The sequence below is a fragment of the Dyadobacter psychrophilus genome, assembly GCF_900167945.1.
GTDB lineage: Bacteria > Bacteroidota > Bacteroidia > Cytophagales > Spirosomataceae > Dyadobacter > Dyadobacter psychrophilus.
Window position 1 is genome coordinate 1 of the sequence record NZ_FUZA01000002.1, and the last position, 14,905, is coordinate 14,905.

The following is a 14,905-nucleotide window of genomic DNA, read 5'->3' on the forward strand; positions in this document are numbered from 1 at the left end:
ATTTATAAGCAAGAAACTGGCCAAATGGTGCGAGAAAAAGCAAATTGAGCAAAAATTCATTCAACCAGGCAAACCGATGCAGAACGGATTTAATGAACGACTGAACAGAACATATCGTGAAGACGTGCTGAATGCTTACTTTTTTGATTCTTTGGAGCAGCTGCGAATTCTATCGGATAAATGGCTCGACACTTACAACAGCAAGCACCCGCACCGATCAATGAAGGGGCTAACTCCGAATCAAAAGCGCCTACTACTAACGGAAGATGCCATGAAAAAAGAAGAATTAATTGCGAACAATTTATAACCGAATCTAAAACTACACCGCTCTAAAAAGGGGAAGCCTACAATCTAGTTTTACATTGTCTTTTAAGTCAATCTTCAAAAGTGAACGGTATAGATCCAATCACCTAAAATGTTTTGAAAAAAGCTTCATCTATGGCGGAATGTCACCAGTTTTTGTTAAACAATATCCTTCATGAATCTTTCAAATAATTTTAACCTGACAGAGCTGTTGCGCTCACAAACCGCAACGAGAAAAAGGTTTGACGAACAATTTGATCCAGGACCGCAGATCATTGAGAATCTGCGGGCACTATGTTCGAATATCTTGCAACCTCTTCGGGAACACCTGGATTTACCGCTATTTATAAGCTCCGGTTTTCGTTGTGCAAGGCTGAATCGGGCAGTTGGCGGCGCACAGAAAAGCCAACATTTGTTTGGCCAGGCTGCTGACCTCGAAGCTGTTGTTGGTATTACGAATCGGGATATTTTTGAAGCGATTAAGACGTCTGAATTGCCTTTCGATCAGTTAATCTGGGAGTTTGGCAATGAAGAAGAACCCTCTTGGGTTCATGTATCATTTTCTGAAAGGAATCGGAGGCAGGTAATAGTAGTGAGCTAATCATTTAGGTGCTAATGTTATGATCGGAAATGTGGCGCTAGACGTGGTGATAGGCCTTGTGTTTATTTACCTTTTATACAGCTTGTATGCGACAATTTTAATGGAGATCATTTCTTCCATTTTAGGTTTGAGGGCACGAAACCTTTGCTATGCCTTATCAAGAATGCTAATGGATGAAGACGACCTCGGCAGCAGTGGCTCGAACTTTTTGGCCAGACTGGGAACGACAATTACACGTTTTACCGGAAAATCCTGGAACCTCAAAAATCCGGAACTTTATAATAAATTTTTCAGTCAGCCATCCATTAAATATTTGTCGAGCGGCGGCCTGGGGCATCGACCATCCTACCTTTCTGCAGAAAACTTTTCAAAGGCTCTTATTGACAGCATCAAGGTAGATCGTGTTGAGGTGGGTGAGCTCCTTAAAATTCAGCTGGGATTAAGAATATGGGCAATCACGAAAGAAGAAGAACCGACGGCCGGGCCAGAGCAATTAGTTATCGCTGGACAGATCAAGAAATTGCTGGATCAACGCAATCCGGATCTCGTACAATTCAGAACCCTATTGGAGCAGTGGTACTCTGGAATTCCGATGGATCTGGAATTTGATATAGCATTGCCGTCGGAGCAATCTGATACGATCAGACAAATTGAGTCAATGCTGCATGATGCGAATAATGATCTTGTCAAATTCAAAATCCTGCTCGAAAATTGGTATAACGATACAATGGAACGAGCATCTGGTTGGTTTAAACAAACCACCCAAGCGATTCTGATCTTAATTGGAGCAGGTCTGGCTGTTGGCTTTGATGTGGATACGATCAAAATCATGAAAAAATTGTCAAAAGACACGGAAGCAAGAGAACAGCTGGTACAGATGGCGATCGATTTTAACGCCAGGAATGAGGGGCTGATACAAAAAATGAATAATGGTAAGGACACCTTGCGTGTAGAAAACCAATTGAATACCCGTCTCGACTCCCTTTCATCAATAAAGCAAACATTGGAAGCAGACATTCAAAGTGCGCGTAGCATGGTCGTTACTCCACCATCTGATGATTCTTCTATTTTTGGTTACTTGCTGACGATCCTTGCGCTTTCGTTGGGTGCACCCTTTTGGTTCGACCTGCTCAATAAGCTGGTTAAACTTCGTACTTCGAGTGCCGCTCCCGCCAGATCCGGCGGGGAGGCTGGTTCTATTGATTCCGATGTAAGCAACCGTAACATTATAAATCGGGTAGGATGAAAGGGATTGTCAACCAGCACTTGAATGAGAGACAGCTGAAACCGAGCGTAAACGCTAATATTTCACATTTCTACAGGAAGGGGGATGTATTGGAAATTGCTGGCGCAACGCTGGGAGATCCCTTCGACGACGATAATCTATGGTATTCGCTGGCTAACGGCGGATTTGTCTGGAACGGAGCTGTTGATATTGAACCGCAATGCATCACACCTGATCCGGGGGACAAAGAGCAGTACATTATTTCCTATCGAGAAATCCTGGACAACGGAAAGCCGAATATGTTTACAAAGGAACCTCCTGATAAATTATATTTCACTCCGCTTTTACTTCCAGGCCATGAGGAGTCTATTCGTTTCAATCAATTAGATCCTGAAAATGCCGCAGATGCTATAATCAAGTCCGTGAGAAAGCTTGCAGACAAAAGGCGGAGACATGTGGTATTATACATTCATGGATTTCAGCCTTTCTCTTCGCTTAAGTTGGATCTACTGTCTAGCTTTGCCAACAATTATATGAACCATCCTGGTAACAAGGTTGCAAAGGTCTTGTTCATGGTGTGGCCGGCGCAGGGTTTGAGCCGAAAACGGGCAGACGATCGGGCTATCGAGGCAGGAAGACACTTTACAGACAAAAACTTATTTGAGCCCCTTAAAATAATTTCAAAACAACTAAGTGACGCCGGACTTTTTTTGGATCTCATAGTCCATTCATTCGGACATCAGTTGCTCAATGGAATGCTCAATCCGCCGGTTCCTAACAATATCCCTGAACAGATTTTCGAGAATATCTTTTTGATGGCCTCAGATGTCACGCATCTGGCCCTTAGCGAAGGAGGGAAGGAGCTTGATAATTTTTTTGGCAAGAGCAGCACCTTCACCTACGACTACACACTGCTCAAAAGGCTTGGCAAAAATATTAATGTATTTTATGACGAGTTTGATTACCTGCTTTATTCCAGTACTAAGAGATTTGTGGGAGCAAAGCGAATAGCAAACGCACCAGATCCACAACAATTGACCGCCAGTTACCGCAACTTAGGGAACTATGGCACCAGTGAATTTAAAGAAGGATTTATACCACAGGATGGTTTTCATATTCAATCTGTCCAGGAGCTTATCAAGCCCGGTGACCTAATTAATCTCTGTGATTTTCCATGGCAGCAATATGATAAGGAGTCTTTCTTTAGAAAGCATATTAATCAGGCAGTGAGTACGGCTAACTATGCAGGATTTGGACTGCTTGATATTATCTTTAACCAAAGAAGACTGCAAAACTATCACAAATATGTCTTCACCTGCAAGCCTGTTGTGAATGAGGTGTTGTCTAGAATGACCTAGCATTTGGTTTTAAAATTTTTACCAAATGACCATTTAATGTTTCACAAATCGTGACTTAAACTGGATCAAGATGAAAATACAATACTCACATGACAAAAGACAACGCTTTCTTACCTTATTTCATTTGGTTTTAATTCCAATTTGGTGCTCTTGCGCAAGCTACAAAACGCGATATTTGGGCGACGGAGAAACATGGGAAAATTACCATCCGGATACCAACTTGACTCTTAAACACAGGATGTATCTAATTGGCGATGCGGGCAATGCAGTAAGTCCTGAAACAACTCCAAGTTTAAGTTATTTAAACAAAAAGCTAAGTGAGGAATCGGCAAATACTTCAATTTTGTTTCTAGGTGATAATATTTATCCGAAAGGAATGCCTCCGAGGGATAATAAAATTCGGAGGGCAGCCGAATATAGTTTAATGAGACAACTTGATGTCTTGATACAATTCAAAGGACATCCAATCTTTATTCCAGGCAATCATGATTGGAAATTTAAGACCATCGGAGTAGATGAACAACGTAAATTTATTCAGCAACATTTGGACTCATATAGATTTGCAAGAGATGCTAAGATATTTTTTTATCCGGAAAATTTAGGCATTGGTCCTGACAAAATAAATTTAAGTGAACATGTCGCATTGCTAGTTTTCGATTCACACCAACTACTTATGAATTGGAACAAGAAGTCGACAGAAAAAAATTCGAATAATATTAGAACTAAAAAATATTTTAAAAAGAAATTAGAAGATACACTTAAAACCCTCGGTTCTAAACATATCGTCATCGCCATGCATCATCCGCCATATAGTTATGGCCCACATGGGGGAAGATATAATTTAAAACAACATCTTCTGCCCGTGACAGAGCTTGAAAGCGCCCCCTCCTGGCTCTACTTGCCACTGCCAATAATTGGTAGTGTGTATGTTGGAGTTAGAACTCTCCTTCGCGTCAAGGCGGATGTACATAATTGCAGGTATCACAAATTAAGGAGAGTGTTGCTTTCAGCAACCGACCAAAGAGCCAATGTAACATTTGTTAGTGGGCATGAGCATACATTGCAGTATATCGAAACGAAAGGTCATTCATTTGTTGTGAGCGGAAGTGGATCAAAAAGCAGTCCGGTCGGCCTTAAAAAAAACAAGTCGCTATTTGCCTCAACAAAAATCGGCTACAGTGTTATGGATTTTTACGATAAAGATCAAACATGGATTACCTATTTCAGTGTAAGGGAAGATGGCAGTCACGCTGAGCCGATATTCAGAAGAAAATTGAACAATTGAGCGATTTTTTATTACCCAAATAAAGGAAAGACATCAGCCTTCAAGCTAGTCGTGCCTGCAGGTTGACGATCTTGCGAAGCCGAGTCGTATACGACTAAAATTAAATCGGACTGCCTATCACCCGTTGAGGAAAACAGCGTCATTCCCTCAGCATGATCCACGCCTTTTCCAAAAGGAAGATCCATTACCTTTTTTAAGATATCTTTATTAAAAATCACACTGTCGTTCCCTTGGTTTACGCCACCTATCCATCGATAAATTGTAACAGGCCCATCCAGTTCCATTGTTGGACCCGCCAAAATAAGCAGATCCGATTCATGGATACAAAGGTCCCGAATGCCAAGACCATCTAACGGAAGAACATGTTTTTTATAACCTTTTAATAGCAATACCGAACTAGAATGATCAACCTCGTCATCTAACAGTAGTTCAAGTATTACCGCCCAACCCCTTAAAACCGGACCTCGCAGGCCAATAAATATCTTTTTTCCTGCGACTGCCAAACCTTCGATATCGAAACCATTATCCTTGCCTGGAATATCAAAGAACTTTTTAAGGTGCTCATCATTTTGCAAATTGATAATTTCGTTGGCTATAATCCCGTCTTTTAATTGAGCAGCTACGCGAATGCCCCTATTCTGCTCGACCTTATCTTTCGGTACAAAGGTTTCATCTTGCTTTTCAAGGGGAATTCGGGCGAGTACGAATCTATTTCCGTCACTTTTTACATCTGATAATTTGGTAAGCCTTTCCTCATTGGTCTCAGCATGGCCGCTTTCAGATTTTTTGCGCTTTGCGCTATGTGACCCGACCAACCACAAATAGCCATCCTTATAATCAAGGCCTTCAATATCTGCTTCTTTAAACTTTATTTTACCAGTATCACTGAAAGTGGGCGGGACTGGAAGTTCAATAAAATTACTCAGTAAAAATTGCTCGTGTTTTCCATAAAAGTAATTCCCCTGATCATCCTCATTGATGAGTGAAAGCCGTTCCAGGCTTATCGTCTCGTCATTGGCAACCCATAATGTATTCTCAATCCGGACTGAAACTGACAGGCCGGAGCTAAGCTTCTTGTCATCGTTTATCTGGTTATGGGCGGGATCAAATTCCAGCAAGGCGAATTTCATATTATTATAGATTTTAGAATGTTTATAATCGTAATTATCTCAAATCAGAATTTCCGACGGAGTGACGATGGCCATATCAATGAAGTTGGCGAGGGTTTGGCTATATCGGCTAAGTTGCTGGTTTCTTATTACCTCCTGAAACGGCCGAGAGAAGATTAATGAGGGCCGGAATGGCGGTCGCAAGTGCCCCCAGCGTCGTCAGCAGCTTCAGGCTCGCTTCACGCTGGGACGAAATGATGAATACCAATATGGCCAGCGAAACCAGCATCAATGGAACCCTAATCTTGTTCCAATTAGTGTTATCATTGATTTTTGCCGTAATCACTGCCAGCTCGCTACTACTGAGGCCGGAAAGAATAAAATTCCGGAAGCTTTTTGAAAATAGACTGAAACGCCCGCTGCCTTCGACGACAAGTCCCTTTCTGATAAGGATCCTGAAGGTATCTTTGTCGAACGAATTAACAAGCCCGTCTTCGGCAAGGTCGTACAATATAAATTTTTCTTCCTCCGACAAGGACTGCCAGATAGAAAAATATTGGTGGTAATTTTCAACATACCCGTCAAATACCTCCTTTTCAGAGGGTTTGATCCCTTTCAACCGCGAATCCTTTTTTTCAAAATCGGGCGGTGTAACAGGATCGATGATGATCCTGAATGAACGTAGCAATGAATGCCATCTTTCCTCATCTTGTGGACCAGCCTCTTTTGGCGCGGCTGCCTTACTGGCTGCGAGCATAACAGCTGGGTGGACCGTGGAGCAAACCATCAATTTTCTGTTTCCGCTCACGTGCAGGACTTTTCCAAGGAAGGCGATTTTTTGATTGTTAGTTTCAATGGATTTGAAATCGCGCTCAAAGTTTTCAATAATGATAGTTGCATTTGGGTCCATGCATGCTGCATTTACCTTAAGATCCCAGTCATTGTTGGGACTGTCCTTCTGCATCGGCATCTTTGCCAGGTCCAATACCTGTTTTGATGGCAAGTCGCTCGATGCAGAAGCGCAGATACCCTGAAAGCCGATGAGAAATGTCCTTTCGGGCTGCTTCCCTTTAATCCAAGTTTTGATATCAAATGCCGGCGAAGGCTGCTCTCCAACCATCCTGAGTGAAAAAATCTTGCGAACCAATCCAAATACGACTCTGCAAAAAGCAGCTATGGCCAGCGAAAACATAAGCCATGGCAGAAAGCCGCCGGCATAACGAGCATCAGGCAGATGGAAATCGAGCGCTACCGATTTGATTACAAGGTAAGTTTCGGGTAAAAGTCGAAAATAGATAACACTGGCTCCCCTTTCATCAGGATTTTGCCGAAGCAGATTATTAAAATAGAAAGAAAAATCGAATGCGGCGGCATTGTTGATATTAATACGGTCTGGCATTTTTTCATTGGAATACAGGTGGAAGCTCCGTAATAGATTGATTGCAGCTTCATCTTTCTCTCTAAACGGGCCTTTGTTCATGTCAAAAGAAATGGAGTCAACCCAATATTGATCTTTGTAAAGGCTCTGCTGGATTTCATATTGCTGGCGGGATGTCAGGCTTCTGTTGCTTGTATTGCGTGGTAAATGTGCTATTTCTCCGGCATTTGCCTCGGCCATTTCCAACTGAATATACCTGGCGATCAGGTGCTGGTCATAATTATAAGCGGCTCTGAAAAACAGCAGTATCGGCAGCCCCATGCTGACCAGCGTCCAGCTTACGAGCATAGCAACGTATGCTTTTTCATAGCAAATAAACTTTCCAATCAGTTCATCCTCGGAAAACAACCAATAGGCCAGGTACAGTAAGCCACCCATTCCCAGGATCACGAGCTGGAACTCAATCAAAACCCAAAACGATTGATGTGGCATGATCCAAGCGATGATCATCAGAAAAAGGATGAAAAGTATTCCCACACTCACTCCTTTGCGTTTGAACAAAGCAAGTTTCTCTGCACCTGGTTCGTTACGGTAACGTGTGTAAAAAAGTAGATTCAGAAACACCGGCATGAGTGAGATAGAGGATAGCAGCATAAAAATACGGTTCAGAATAGTCTCGTCGGTGAAGCATACTGCGAGGACAATGAACTGACTCAGGTTGAATACTCCGGCAAAAAAATACTCCTTCCGGCTGGTTGCTTTTGGCCCTAACCAGCTGGTCTCAAACATTCTGTCTTTGAAGCTGAGTCGCTGAGCAGAAGCCAGAAAAATTGCGAGCACCTGAATGATGATCAGCCCGAACAGTATAAGTTGCATTAAGAACGTAAATGTATATACGTTAATGTCTCTGTACTCGTCGAAAATAAGGTCCTCCATGATTACCATATAAAATGGCAATCCGCCCCCAACCGGCTTCATTTGTACATCAAATTCGCGACCGTAGTATTGTGTTTTAAAGCTGCGGTCGGTGCCCGATTTGATGCTCATTTGGAGATTTCTTTCATCCGAGAATTCTTCGAACAGATTTTCGTTGAGGTTCTTGGTCGTATCCGAATGGTACAGTACCCGGCCATTGTTGTCGATCATAACAAAAGAATAGCCAGGTGGTATCCTTGATTTTTTCAGGCTTTGCGCGCTGAAAAGGATGACTGCCACCGGCTTATACTTAGATGGCTTAGCAATGACAGTCAGGAATTTACCTGATACCCACGAGACAATTTGATCGACATAGAGCTGTGCACTATCAATCCCGGCAAGTGCATAAGTGCGCTCTTGCATGGTATTCCGAAAGTATGGTCTTTCATCAAACTGACCAGGAGAAAAAGTGCTGTCCACTGCTGTTGTCCACGTCCTGAATTCTTCTCCTTTTTTGGTCATCCAAAAGACGCGGTCAAGTTGGGAACCTTTCACTATACTATTAATCTTTTCCAGTTCCTGTGAGGAGGCAGGCACAGATTTCCCTACATCATAAAAGTTTTTATCGAATTCGCTGTTCTGTATAATACAGTTGTCCAACAAATCGAGTTTGCGATAATTGTCCTGTATTTCTTTTATATATGCGTCCGAAATGGCCGAGGCGAGCCTTTGTTTGGTATGCCGCTTATCTTCTGAAAAAGTGGTACTGTATTTAACAAAACAGAAAAACACCAAAGAAACCAGCAACGCCGATACAATTGAAACCGATATGACATCCTTCAATGTCAGGCGATCCCCTTCTGAGAGATGATATAATTTAACGATCGGGAATGTCACCAGGATGCAAGTAAACACGGTGATCAGGAAGAGGACCAGTCTCGGTGGAAGTCGTGTTTTGGCCTCCGAGAAATGATCCGCGGTGAGCAATCCCACTAATAAAATTCGTGTACTGGCATTCAGGTCAACTGGCAGAACGAAAAGTTTATATGAGATTCCCGCATAATCACGCTCGGTGATTAAAGCGCCCGGTAGCGCCCCACAGGTCCGAAACAGTGAATCCTCGTTTGGAGTAAGGCCGGAAGCAAAAGTTTCATAAAGAACCACATTGTCACCGATGATCAAATACTCGTCGAAGACCTCATTAGTGAGCAGAGGACTAATAAACTGGTCGAAATCGTAGGACAGGTTTAGTTGATAAATATTCTCGTCTCGTCTGGCAGTGTCGGCTAATATTAATTTCTTTGGACTGGTATTGGTGATCAGAGTCTCGCCGATCGTTCGGACACTGTCTGCACGCAGAATGCCTGAGATCGGTAGATTTTTGCTTTTAAGCCCCAGCAGAAACTTGTTGACTTGCCTTGATGATGCCTTTTTCGATTTGATTCCATCAGTCTGAATGAAAGTTTTAAGACTATCGCTATGAAGGTAAGTTTTCAGTTGTTTATGGCCCGTGTAAATTTTCGCCTGAATGTTCTTCCCAATGTGTTTCAGCGAACGAAATTTCCATTCTTTGATATAAGTCTCATTTCCGGGGATATAAACAAAATAGTACCCTGCGCTCAGGCAGATGACAATGGCTAGCGTAATGATCAACGGAAGCCGCTCAGCGGAAAGAGTAAGAAACCTCATAACGAATATCGGGATGAGAGAGGTGCTTGAAAACTAACTCTGGAAACAATCGGTGTGGGCTATGCGCAAGATCCAACGCAACGGAAGTTAAAAATAAATATTGTACTTCGCATGGATTATTCTGAGTACTGATTAAACGGCAACTTTTTAGTCGACCAGATCGAGCTGTTCGGCCGAACGTTGCTATGGTTTGGCAGGCTCAAAGACTTTGAGTAATTAAACCAGGCAGCGAAGGTTTCTCCTGGCAATTAATAAATCCCATGGTCTAGCATTGTCGTCCGCCCAACTTTCCCAGTGACTAAATCTACCGGAGTACTATATGTTCGTCCGCGAAGGCGGTTGTTATCAAATGCTTTCCTTAGTTCTTTCACGAAAGGGTGGTCTTTTAGTTTAGGGTCTTTTTCGATTTGAGATATTTTACGTCTTACCCAATCTCGTGTCATTTGATCTTTTGTTAGCGTAGCGCTTCCGCCTTTAAATTCTACAATATAAAAATTACCGGCAGCATCGGTATAAATCGAATCGATACCACTGACATTATGATCCATGCCCTTTGGATTATCGAACAACCATCTTAGCTTGTGCTTTTTAGCCGCAGCCTTTCCCTTTGCAACGCCAATGTCAGTAGAGTGTATTTGCTTTTCGTATTTTAAGCCGCGTCTGGGTTCTAAATTATCCAGATCGGAAGGGCTGGAATCCGAACGTGGCGCATTGACGCCAGCAGCAACTTCCTCTTCCCTTATGCTTTCATGAAAATCTGAATCATCAGCATATGGTTCGCGCTTAGCGCCGTGTTCAAGCGTTTCGTCTGAACTGCCGATTAATTCATCTGCGGAATCAAAGTCATCATCAATGTGCGAATGAAAAGTCGCTCGTTGTTTGCTGGCTTGCACGTCTTGGATCCTAGCATCTATACTTCCTGTGTAAGCCTTCTTAAGTCTGGCCAGCTCTTGACGGGTTAGTTTGTCAAGATCTTTAACTATTCCTCTGCGGTTGAGCATTAGTAAATATTCCTCGAATTTATAGTATCCGCGTTTCGCTAATTGATACGCCAGATCACCCAGAGTCTTGAAATTCTGTGGATCGAGAAGCAGATTACTTCCAAGTTTTGAAGATAAGTTTCCCGCTGCTGCCTTAAAAGCTAAATCCAGCTCTTGTTGTACTTTGGCCTGCTTGATAATTGATGCTTGTATGCGGGCTTCAACTTCTTCCATTCTTGTTCCAAGCTTAGCTGCTATATCATAAGTAAAACTTGTAGCATGTACTTCGGTTATTAATTTATCTAAATCAACAGCCAGGTCCGGATATTTTTTGGCAATTGAGGAGGCTTTTGAAAAAACACTGACGGCACTTCCCATTTCCAAGCCGGCTCCTGCCACCGCAACCACCACCCAGAACACACTGGGATCATTAGCCGACAGCCCAGCATCATAAAACATTTTTTCATAGGCATATGTGTCTATCGCATCAACGGCCGAGTAAATACTAATGCCTGTTAGAGTAGCAGTTGCGCCAAATGCTATGATCGCGCTTTGGCCCATCGTGAATGGAATTAAGGCTAATGATACAACAAGTAAAATGCTATCAAGCAAAGATTCGTCAGCCTCCAGTTCGGCCGCTTTATCGGTTATTATCAGGTCTATAGTTGAACCTTTGATAATGCCTTGTTTTGCATAAACAAGCTCTTTTAATACGTCCAACTTGTATAAATAATCCGGATTTTTCTGTACCTCTCTGCGAGCGCTTTTGATACTCTGTATTTTAGTTTGAAGGGAAGTAATGATATTTCCGGATGTGAAAAAATCTTGGTCTTCATCAAGAATATCATCCATTTTATAAAGGCCCAATAAAGGATATTTTGTACCGAGTTTGGCGTATTCTTCCTGAGCCATGAGTACTTCTTTATCGGACAAGCTCTTGTGCTCGCGCCCCAATTCATCGTTCCCATTAAGCTCCTCTATTACTGACTGTGTCGCAAAACCTTGGGCAGCCTTCATATGCTTTCTGGTAGCTCCCAGATCCTGATGCATTTTAGCCGCTTCTTTCGATGACGAATGTTTTTCTATCTCAGCTTCTGCAATCGCCTGTGAATTGTCCAGAGAGCGAAGTGCCAGATCCTCCGCTATTTTCTCATAATTTGTGATGAATTGGGAAATCCGGCGTTCAAATTCTAAAATTGGATCAGACGATGTAAAACCCATCAACCGTAGCTGATCTTCCAATTCCTCTTTTAGGCTATCTAGATATTCGAAATAAACATCAGAATGTTTCAAGAAACACACGTTTATTCCAATTGCAGAAACATTCTGGTTGGCATTGCATTTATATGCCTTGTAGAGATTATAGGTTTTTTCTGTACCGTACAATTCACTTTTTAAATTTTCCTGTTCCAGTTGTAAGATTTCGTAATCGAACTTCCCTTCCCTCATTCTCTCAATCAATTCCTTCGCCTCTTCAAAGGTCCTTACTTTTCCTGCGCCATATTTTTTTAACACGCGAAAATCATAATCGCTAAAATCCTCCGTTAACTCGGTGAGTTCGGCAAGCTCGACGTTAGATAATTGATAAACGCCATGTTCTGAAAACAGTCTGGTATCGATTACTATCAGGTCATATTCTTCCGCTTTCCGAAGGTCTCTGGGTATTCTATCGTATTTCACTATGAAACCTCCAAGTCCGGTTCCATCCATTTCAGCCGGGTCAAAGTTGGGTTTTCCGTTAATGTAGTGATATACACCTGGATTCGGATTGCCTTGATAAGTGACATTTACACTTATTTGCCTTCCTCCCTTTGTAATTAAGGTCATTGTTCCGTCAGCACCTTTTCCCGGGCGTAATATTAACTTTACGTAAACCGTATCGCTTTCCTTCGAATCGGCCACATTCGGTTCTTTACGTTGGATAGTTGGCATATTAGAATTTCCTTGCTGAACAACGTGAGTTAACTCATGCGCCAGCAATCTCTTACCACTTTCATTCTCAGGATTATATTTACCTCTATTAAAGAATATATCATTTCCGACTGTGAAAGCTTGGGCGTTCAGGTTTGCCGAAAGTTGCATTGCGTTAAAATCGTCGTGGATTCGAACAGGGGAAAAGTCTCTTCCAATACGACTTTCCATGAAATTCCTGGTGTGATTATCCATCGATCGTCCACCGCCTTTCGAAGATTGTATTTGGGTAGATATAGAATCGCTGGTTACGCCGCTGCCGTCAGCAGTTTTTCTTTGAACATAAGCGTTAATATTATAGGGTTGAATGTGCATCCGATCTTCTCTTTGGGGATAATCAGCACTTTTTCTTTCGAGAACACTCGAAATTTCAAACGGCTTCCTTTGAATTTGCTCTTCCTCATGCTCACAAACGTGGCTTTTCATCTGAATATCAAGCATTGCAGGTGTACTCAACTTCCGTTGAATCTGATTTTCGTCTTCCTCTTCACATTTGTCACATTTTAGCTGAACATCAGGCGACGCCATGCTGAGCCCAGCATTTATAGGTATTCGCATGACATGATCCGCAACTAAATCCGCCTCTCTTTCATAAGGATCGTCTGGGCTACCAACAGCCAGTTTTGCCTGGATAAATGTCAAATTGCTTCTTTGCTTGACAACTTTATCATCAATGACTTCGTAAGGTGATCCCGGTTCTGCCGCGGCAGCGATTGTCAGCTGATCTGTCGAATTTGCTATATGAGATTGAGAGGCCATATATCAAGAGATTATTGAAGAGAATCAGAATTATTCTCGTCCTACAACTATGGTAGCATACAAGCCAACATGTCACGTCTAGGACACCGAATGAAGCTATGTTGAGGAGGCAAATGGCAAGTAAATGATTACGAAGAAGCGGATGTGGTATCTCAAATGATAGTGCAATGTTCAAATTTTGCACTGATTGACAATACCTTATCCTGACATATTATTTATCGGTCATAGGATACAAACTTTCTGAATCTCCTTCACGCTTTCATAGTTTTTCACGATAATGGACGCATTCCTAGACTGTCAGATAATCCGTATTCGCTATATCTTAGATAATTAAGGTTTGAGTTCACTGGAATTGGCGCTGAAAATACTTTAACGAAGAAGCATTGACAGCATTTCGCCCCTAGGAAGCTCTCGAGACGTATAGTGAAGGCTGAGCTCTTTCTTGGCGTGCGTCTTTTCTAATTCTAGCAGCTCGGTTACTGCTATCGCCATGTTTAAATCCGACCCGGTAGCATCTGCAAATGTCCATTTCTTAATGACATTGCCCGTCTCATCTTTGAGGATAATGCTTCTGGCAGTACCCGCGCCACCTTTTATGGTGCAATGTGTATAATTAATATGCAGCAGGTCGTTTTCCTTCGCTTTACTCAGTTGCAGTCCCCTTAAGCTCAAGGGCTGGTTAACCGATTGCTTTAAGACGAGTTTGTCATTCAGATAGATTGCAAAACTGTCCAATCCGAATTTGGTTGTAAAACTAAATGCAGCGATGCATAGTGTAATCAGCGTAAATACCCTTATAAACGTCTGATGAAATTTGATTTGTGCCATGGTATAAACTGTTTAGGTGAAAAATTTGAGCATCATACAATATTAAGTCGAAAGGATATAGAGCGGAAAAATAATAGACCAACAACCGGAATAGTAGATATCGGGCTGCTTATTATTACATCGGATACAGTGCCTGAAAAGGTTTCCTCAATGAACAGCCTATAAGGAATATAGATGGTTGTTGCTGAATAAGGTTACCTTCGCAAATGAAAATCAAAATATTAGATAAAAAGGATCTCCCGCCCTCAAATTCGACATTGAAATTTAGGATTAAAAATACAACCAACTGGCGCCTGGGTTTTACCGATGCTGAAACTGGTGATTTTGTGCAGGAAGTGGGAGGGATCACATACAGCTATTCCTGGAACCAAATTGATGAATATTATCTAACTGAACCTGTATAACCATAGCTGTTTATACGGTCATTGTGAGCTATGATTTCGGTTCTAAGCCTCCTACATATAAATGCTTGCATGTGGAAAGCATTCATCGGAAAGCATATTC

At 42.1% G+C, this 14,905-nt stretch carries 10 protein-coding genes; 6 read left to right on the forward strand and 4 right to left on the reverse strand.

Annotation, left to right across the window (positions count from 1 at the left end; all coding sequences use genetic code 11):
- The 5 genes from B5X68_RS07195 to B5X68_RS07215 all read left to right on the forward strand — a co-directional run.
- Positions 1–307 (forward strand): integrase core domain-containing protein (locus B5X68_RS07195; protein ID WP_141110229.1); only part of this gene is annotated, 307 nt, incomplete at its 5' end.
- A gap of 171 nt (positions 308–478) precedes the next feature.
- Positions 479–904 carry a D-Ala-D-Ala carboxypeptidase family metallohydrolase gene (locus B5X68_RS07200; protein ID WP_082214048.1) on the forward strand — a complete coding sequence of 142 codons (426 nt, stop codon included), beginning with the start codon at positions 479–481 and terminating at the stop codon, positions 902–904.
- Between the two features lie 19 nt (positions 905–923).
- Positions 924–2,150: a hypothetical protein gene (locus B5X68_RS07205; protein WP_082214049.1), complete on the forward strand. Its 1,227-nt coding sequence runs from the start codon at positions 924–926 to the stop codon at positions 2,148–2,150.
- Positions 2,147–3,487 (forward strand): alpha/beta hydrolase, encoded by a 1,341-nt coding sequence (locus tag B5X68_RS07210; protein ID WP_082214050.1) that lies wholly within the window; start codon positions 2,147–2,149, stop codon positions 3,485–3,487. The genes B5X68_RS07205 and B5X68_RS07210 overlap by 4 nt, the downstream gene beginning before the upstream one ends.
- 70 nt (positions 3,488–3,557) lie before the next feature.
- A complete protein-coding gene (locus B5X68_RS07215; RefSeq protein ID WP_082214051.1) occupies positions 3,558–4,772 on the forward strand; it encodes a metallophosphoesterase in 1,215 nt (404 codons plus the stop codon).
- 11 nt (positions 4,773–4,783) lie between these two features.
- On the opposite strand, the gene B5X68_RS07220 is transcribed toward B5X68_RS07215, so the two are convergent.
- The 4 genes from B5X68_RS07220 to B5X68_RS07235 form a co-directional block, all read right to left on the reverse strand.
- Complete coding sequence (locus B5X68_RS07220; RefSeq protein WP_082214052.1) at positions 4,784–5,902, reverse strand: DUF3616 domain-containing protein; 1,119 nt, start codon at positions 5,900–5,902, stop codon at positions 4,784–4,786.
- Positions 5,903–6,011: 109 nt separating this feature from the next.
- Positions 6,012–9,863: a cache domain-containing protein gene (locus B5X68_RS07225; RefSeq protein ID WP_082214053.1), complete on the reverse strand. Its 3,852-nt coding sequence runs from the start codon at positions 9,861–9,863 to the stop codon at positions 6,012–6,014.
- Positions 9,864–10,111: 248 nt separating this feature from the next.
- Complete coding sequence (locus B5X68_RS07230) at positions 10,112–13,573, reverse strand: eCIS core domain-containing protein (RefSeq protein WP_082214054.1); 3,462 nt, start codon at positions 13,571–13,573, stop codon at positions 10,112–10,114.
- Positions 13,574–13,942: 369 nt separating this feature from the next.
- Positions 13,943–14,401 carry a hypothetical protein gene (locus tag B5X68_RS07235; RefSeq protein WP_082214055.1) on the reverse strand — a complete coding sequence of 153 codons (459 nt, stop codon included), beginning with the start codon at positions 14,399–14,401 and terminating at the stop codon, positions 13,943–13,945.
- Positions 14,402–14,607: 206 nt separating this feature from the next.
- Here B5X68_RS07235 and B5X68_RS07240 point away from each other — a divergent pair, with 206 nt between their 5' ends.
- Complete coding sequence (locus B5X68_RS07240; protein ID WP_082214056.1) at positions 14,608–14,805, forward strand: hypothetical protein; 198 nt, start codon at positions 14,608–14,610, stop codon at positions 14,803–14,805.
- The last annotated feature ends 100 nt before the right edge of the window (positions 14,806–14,905 follow it).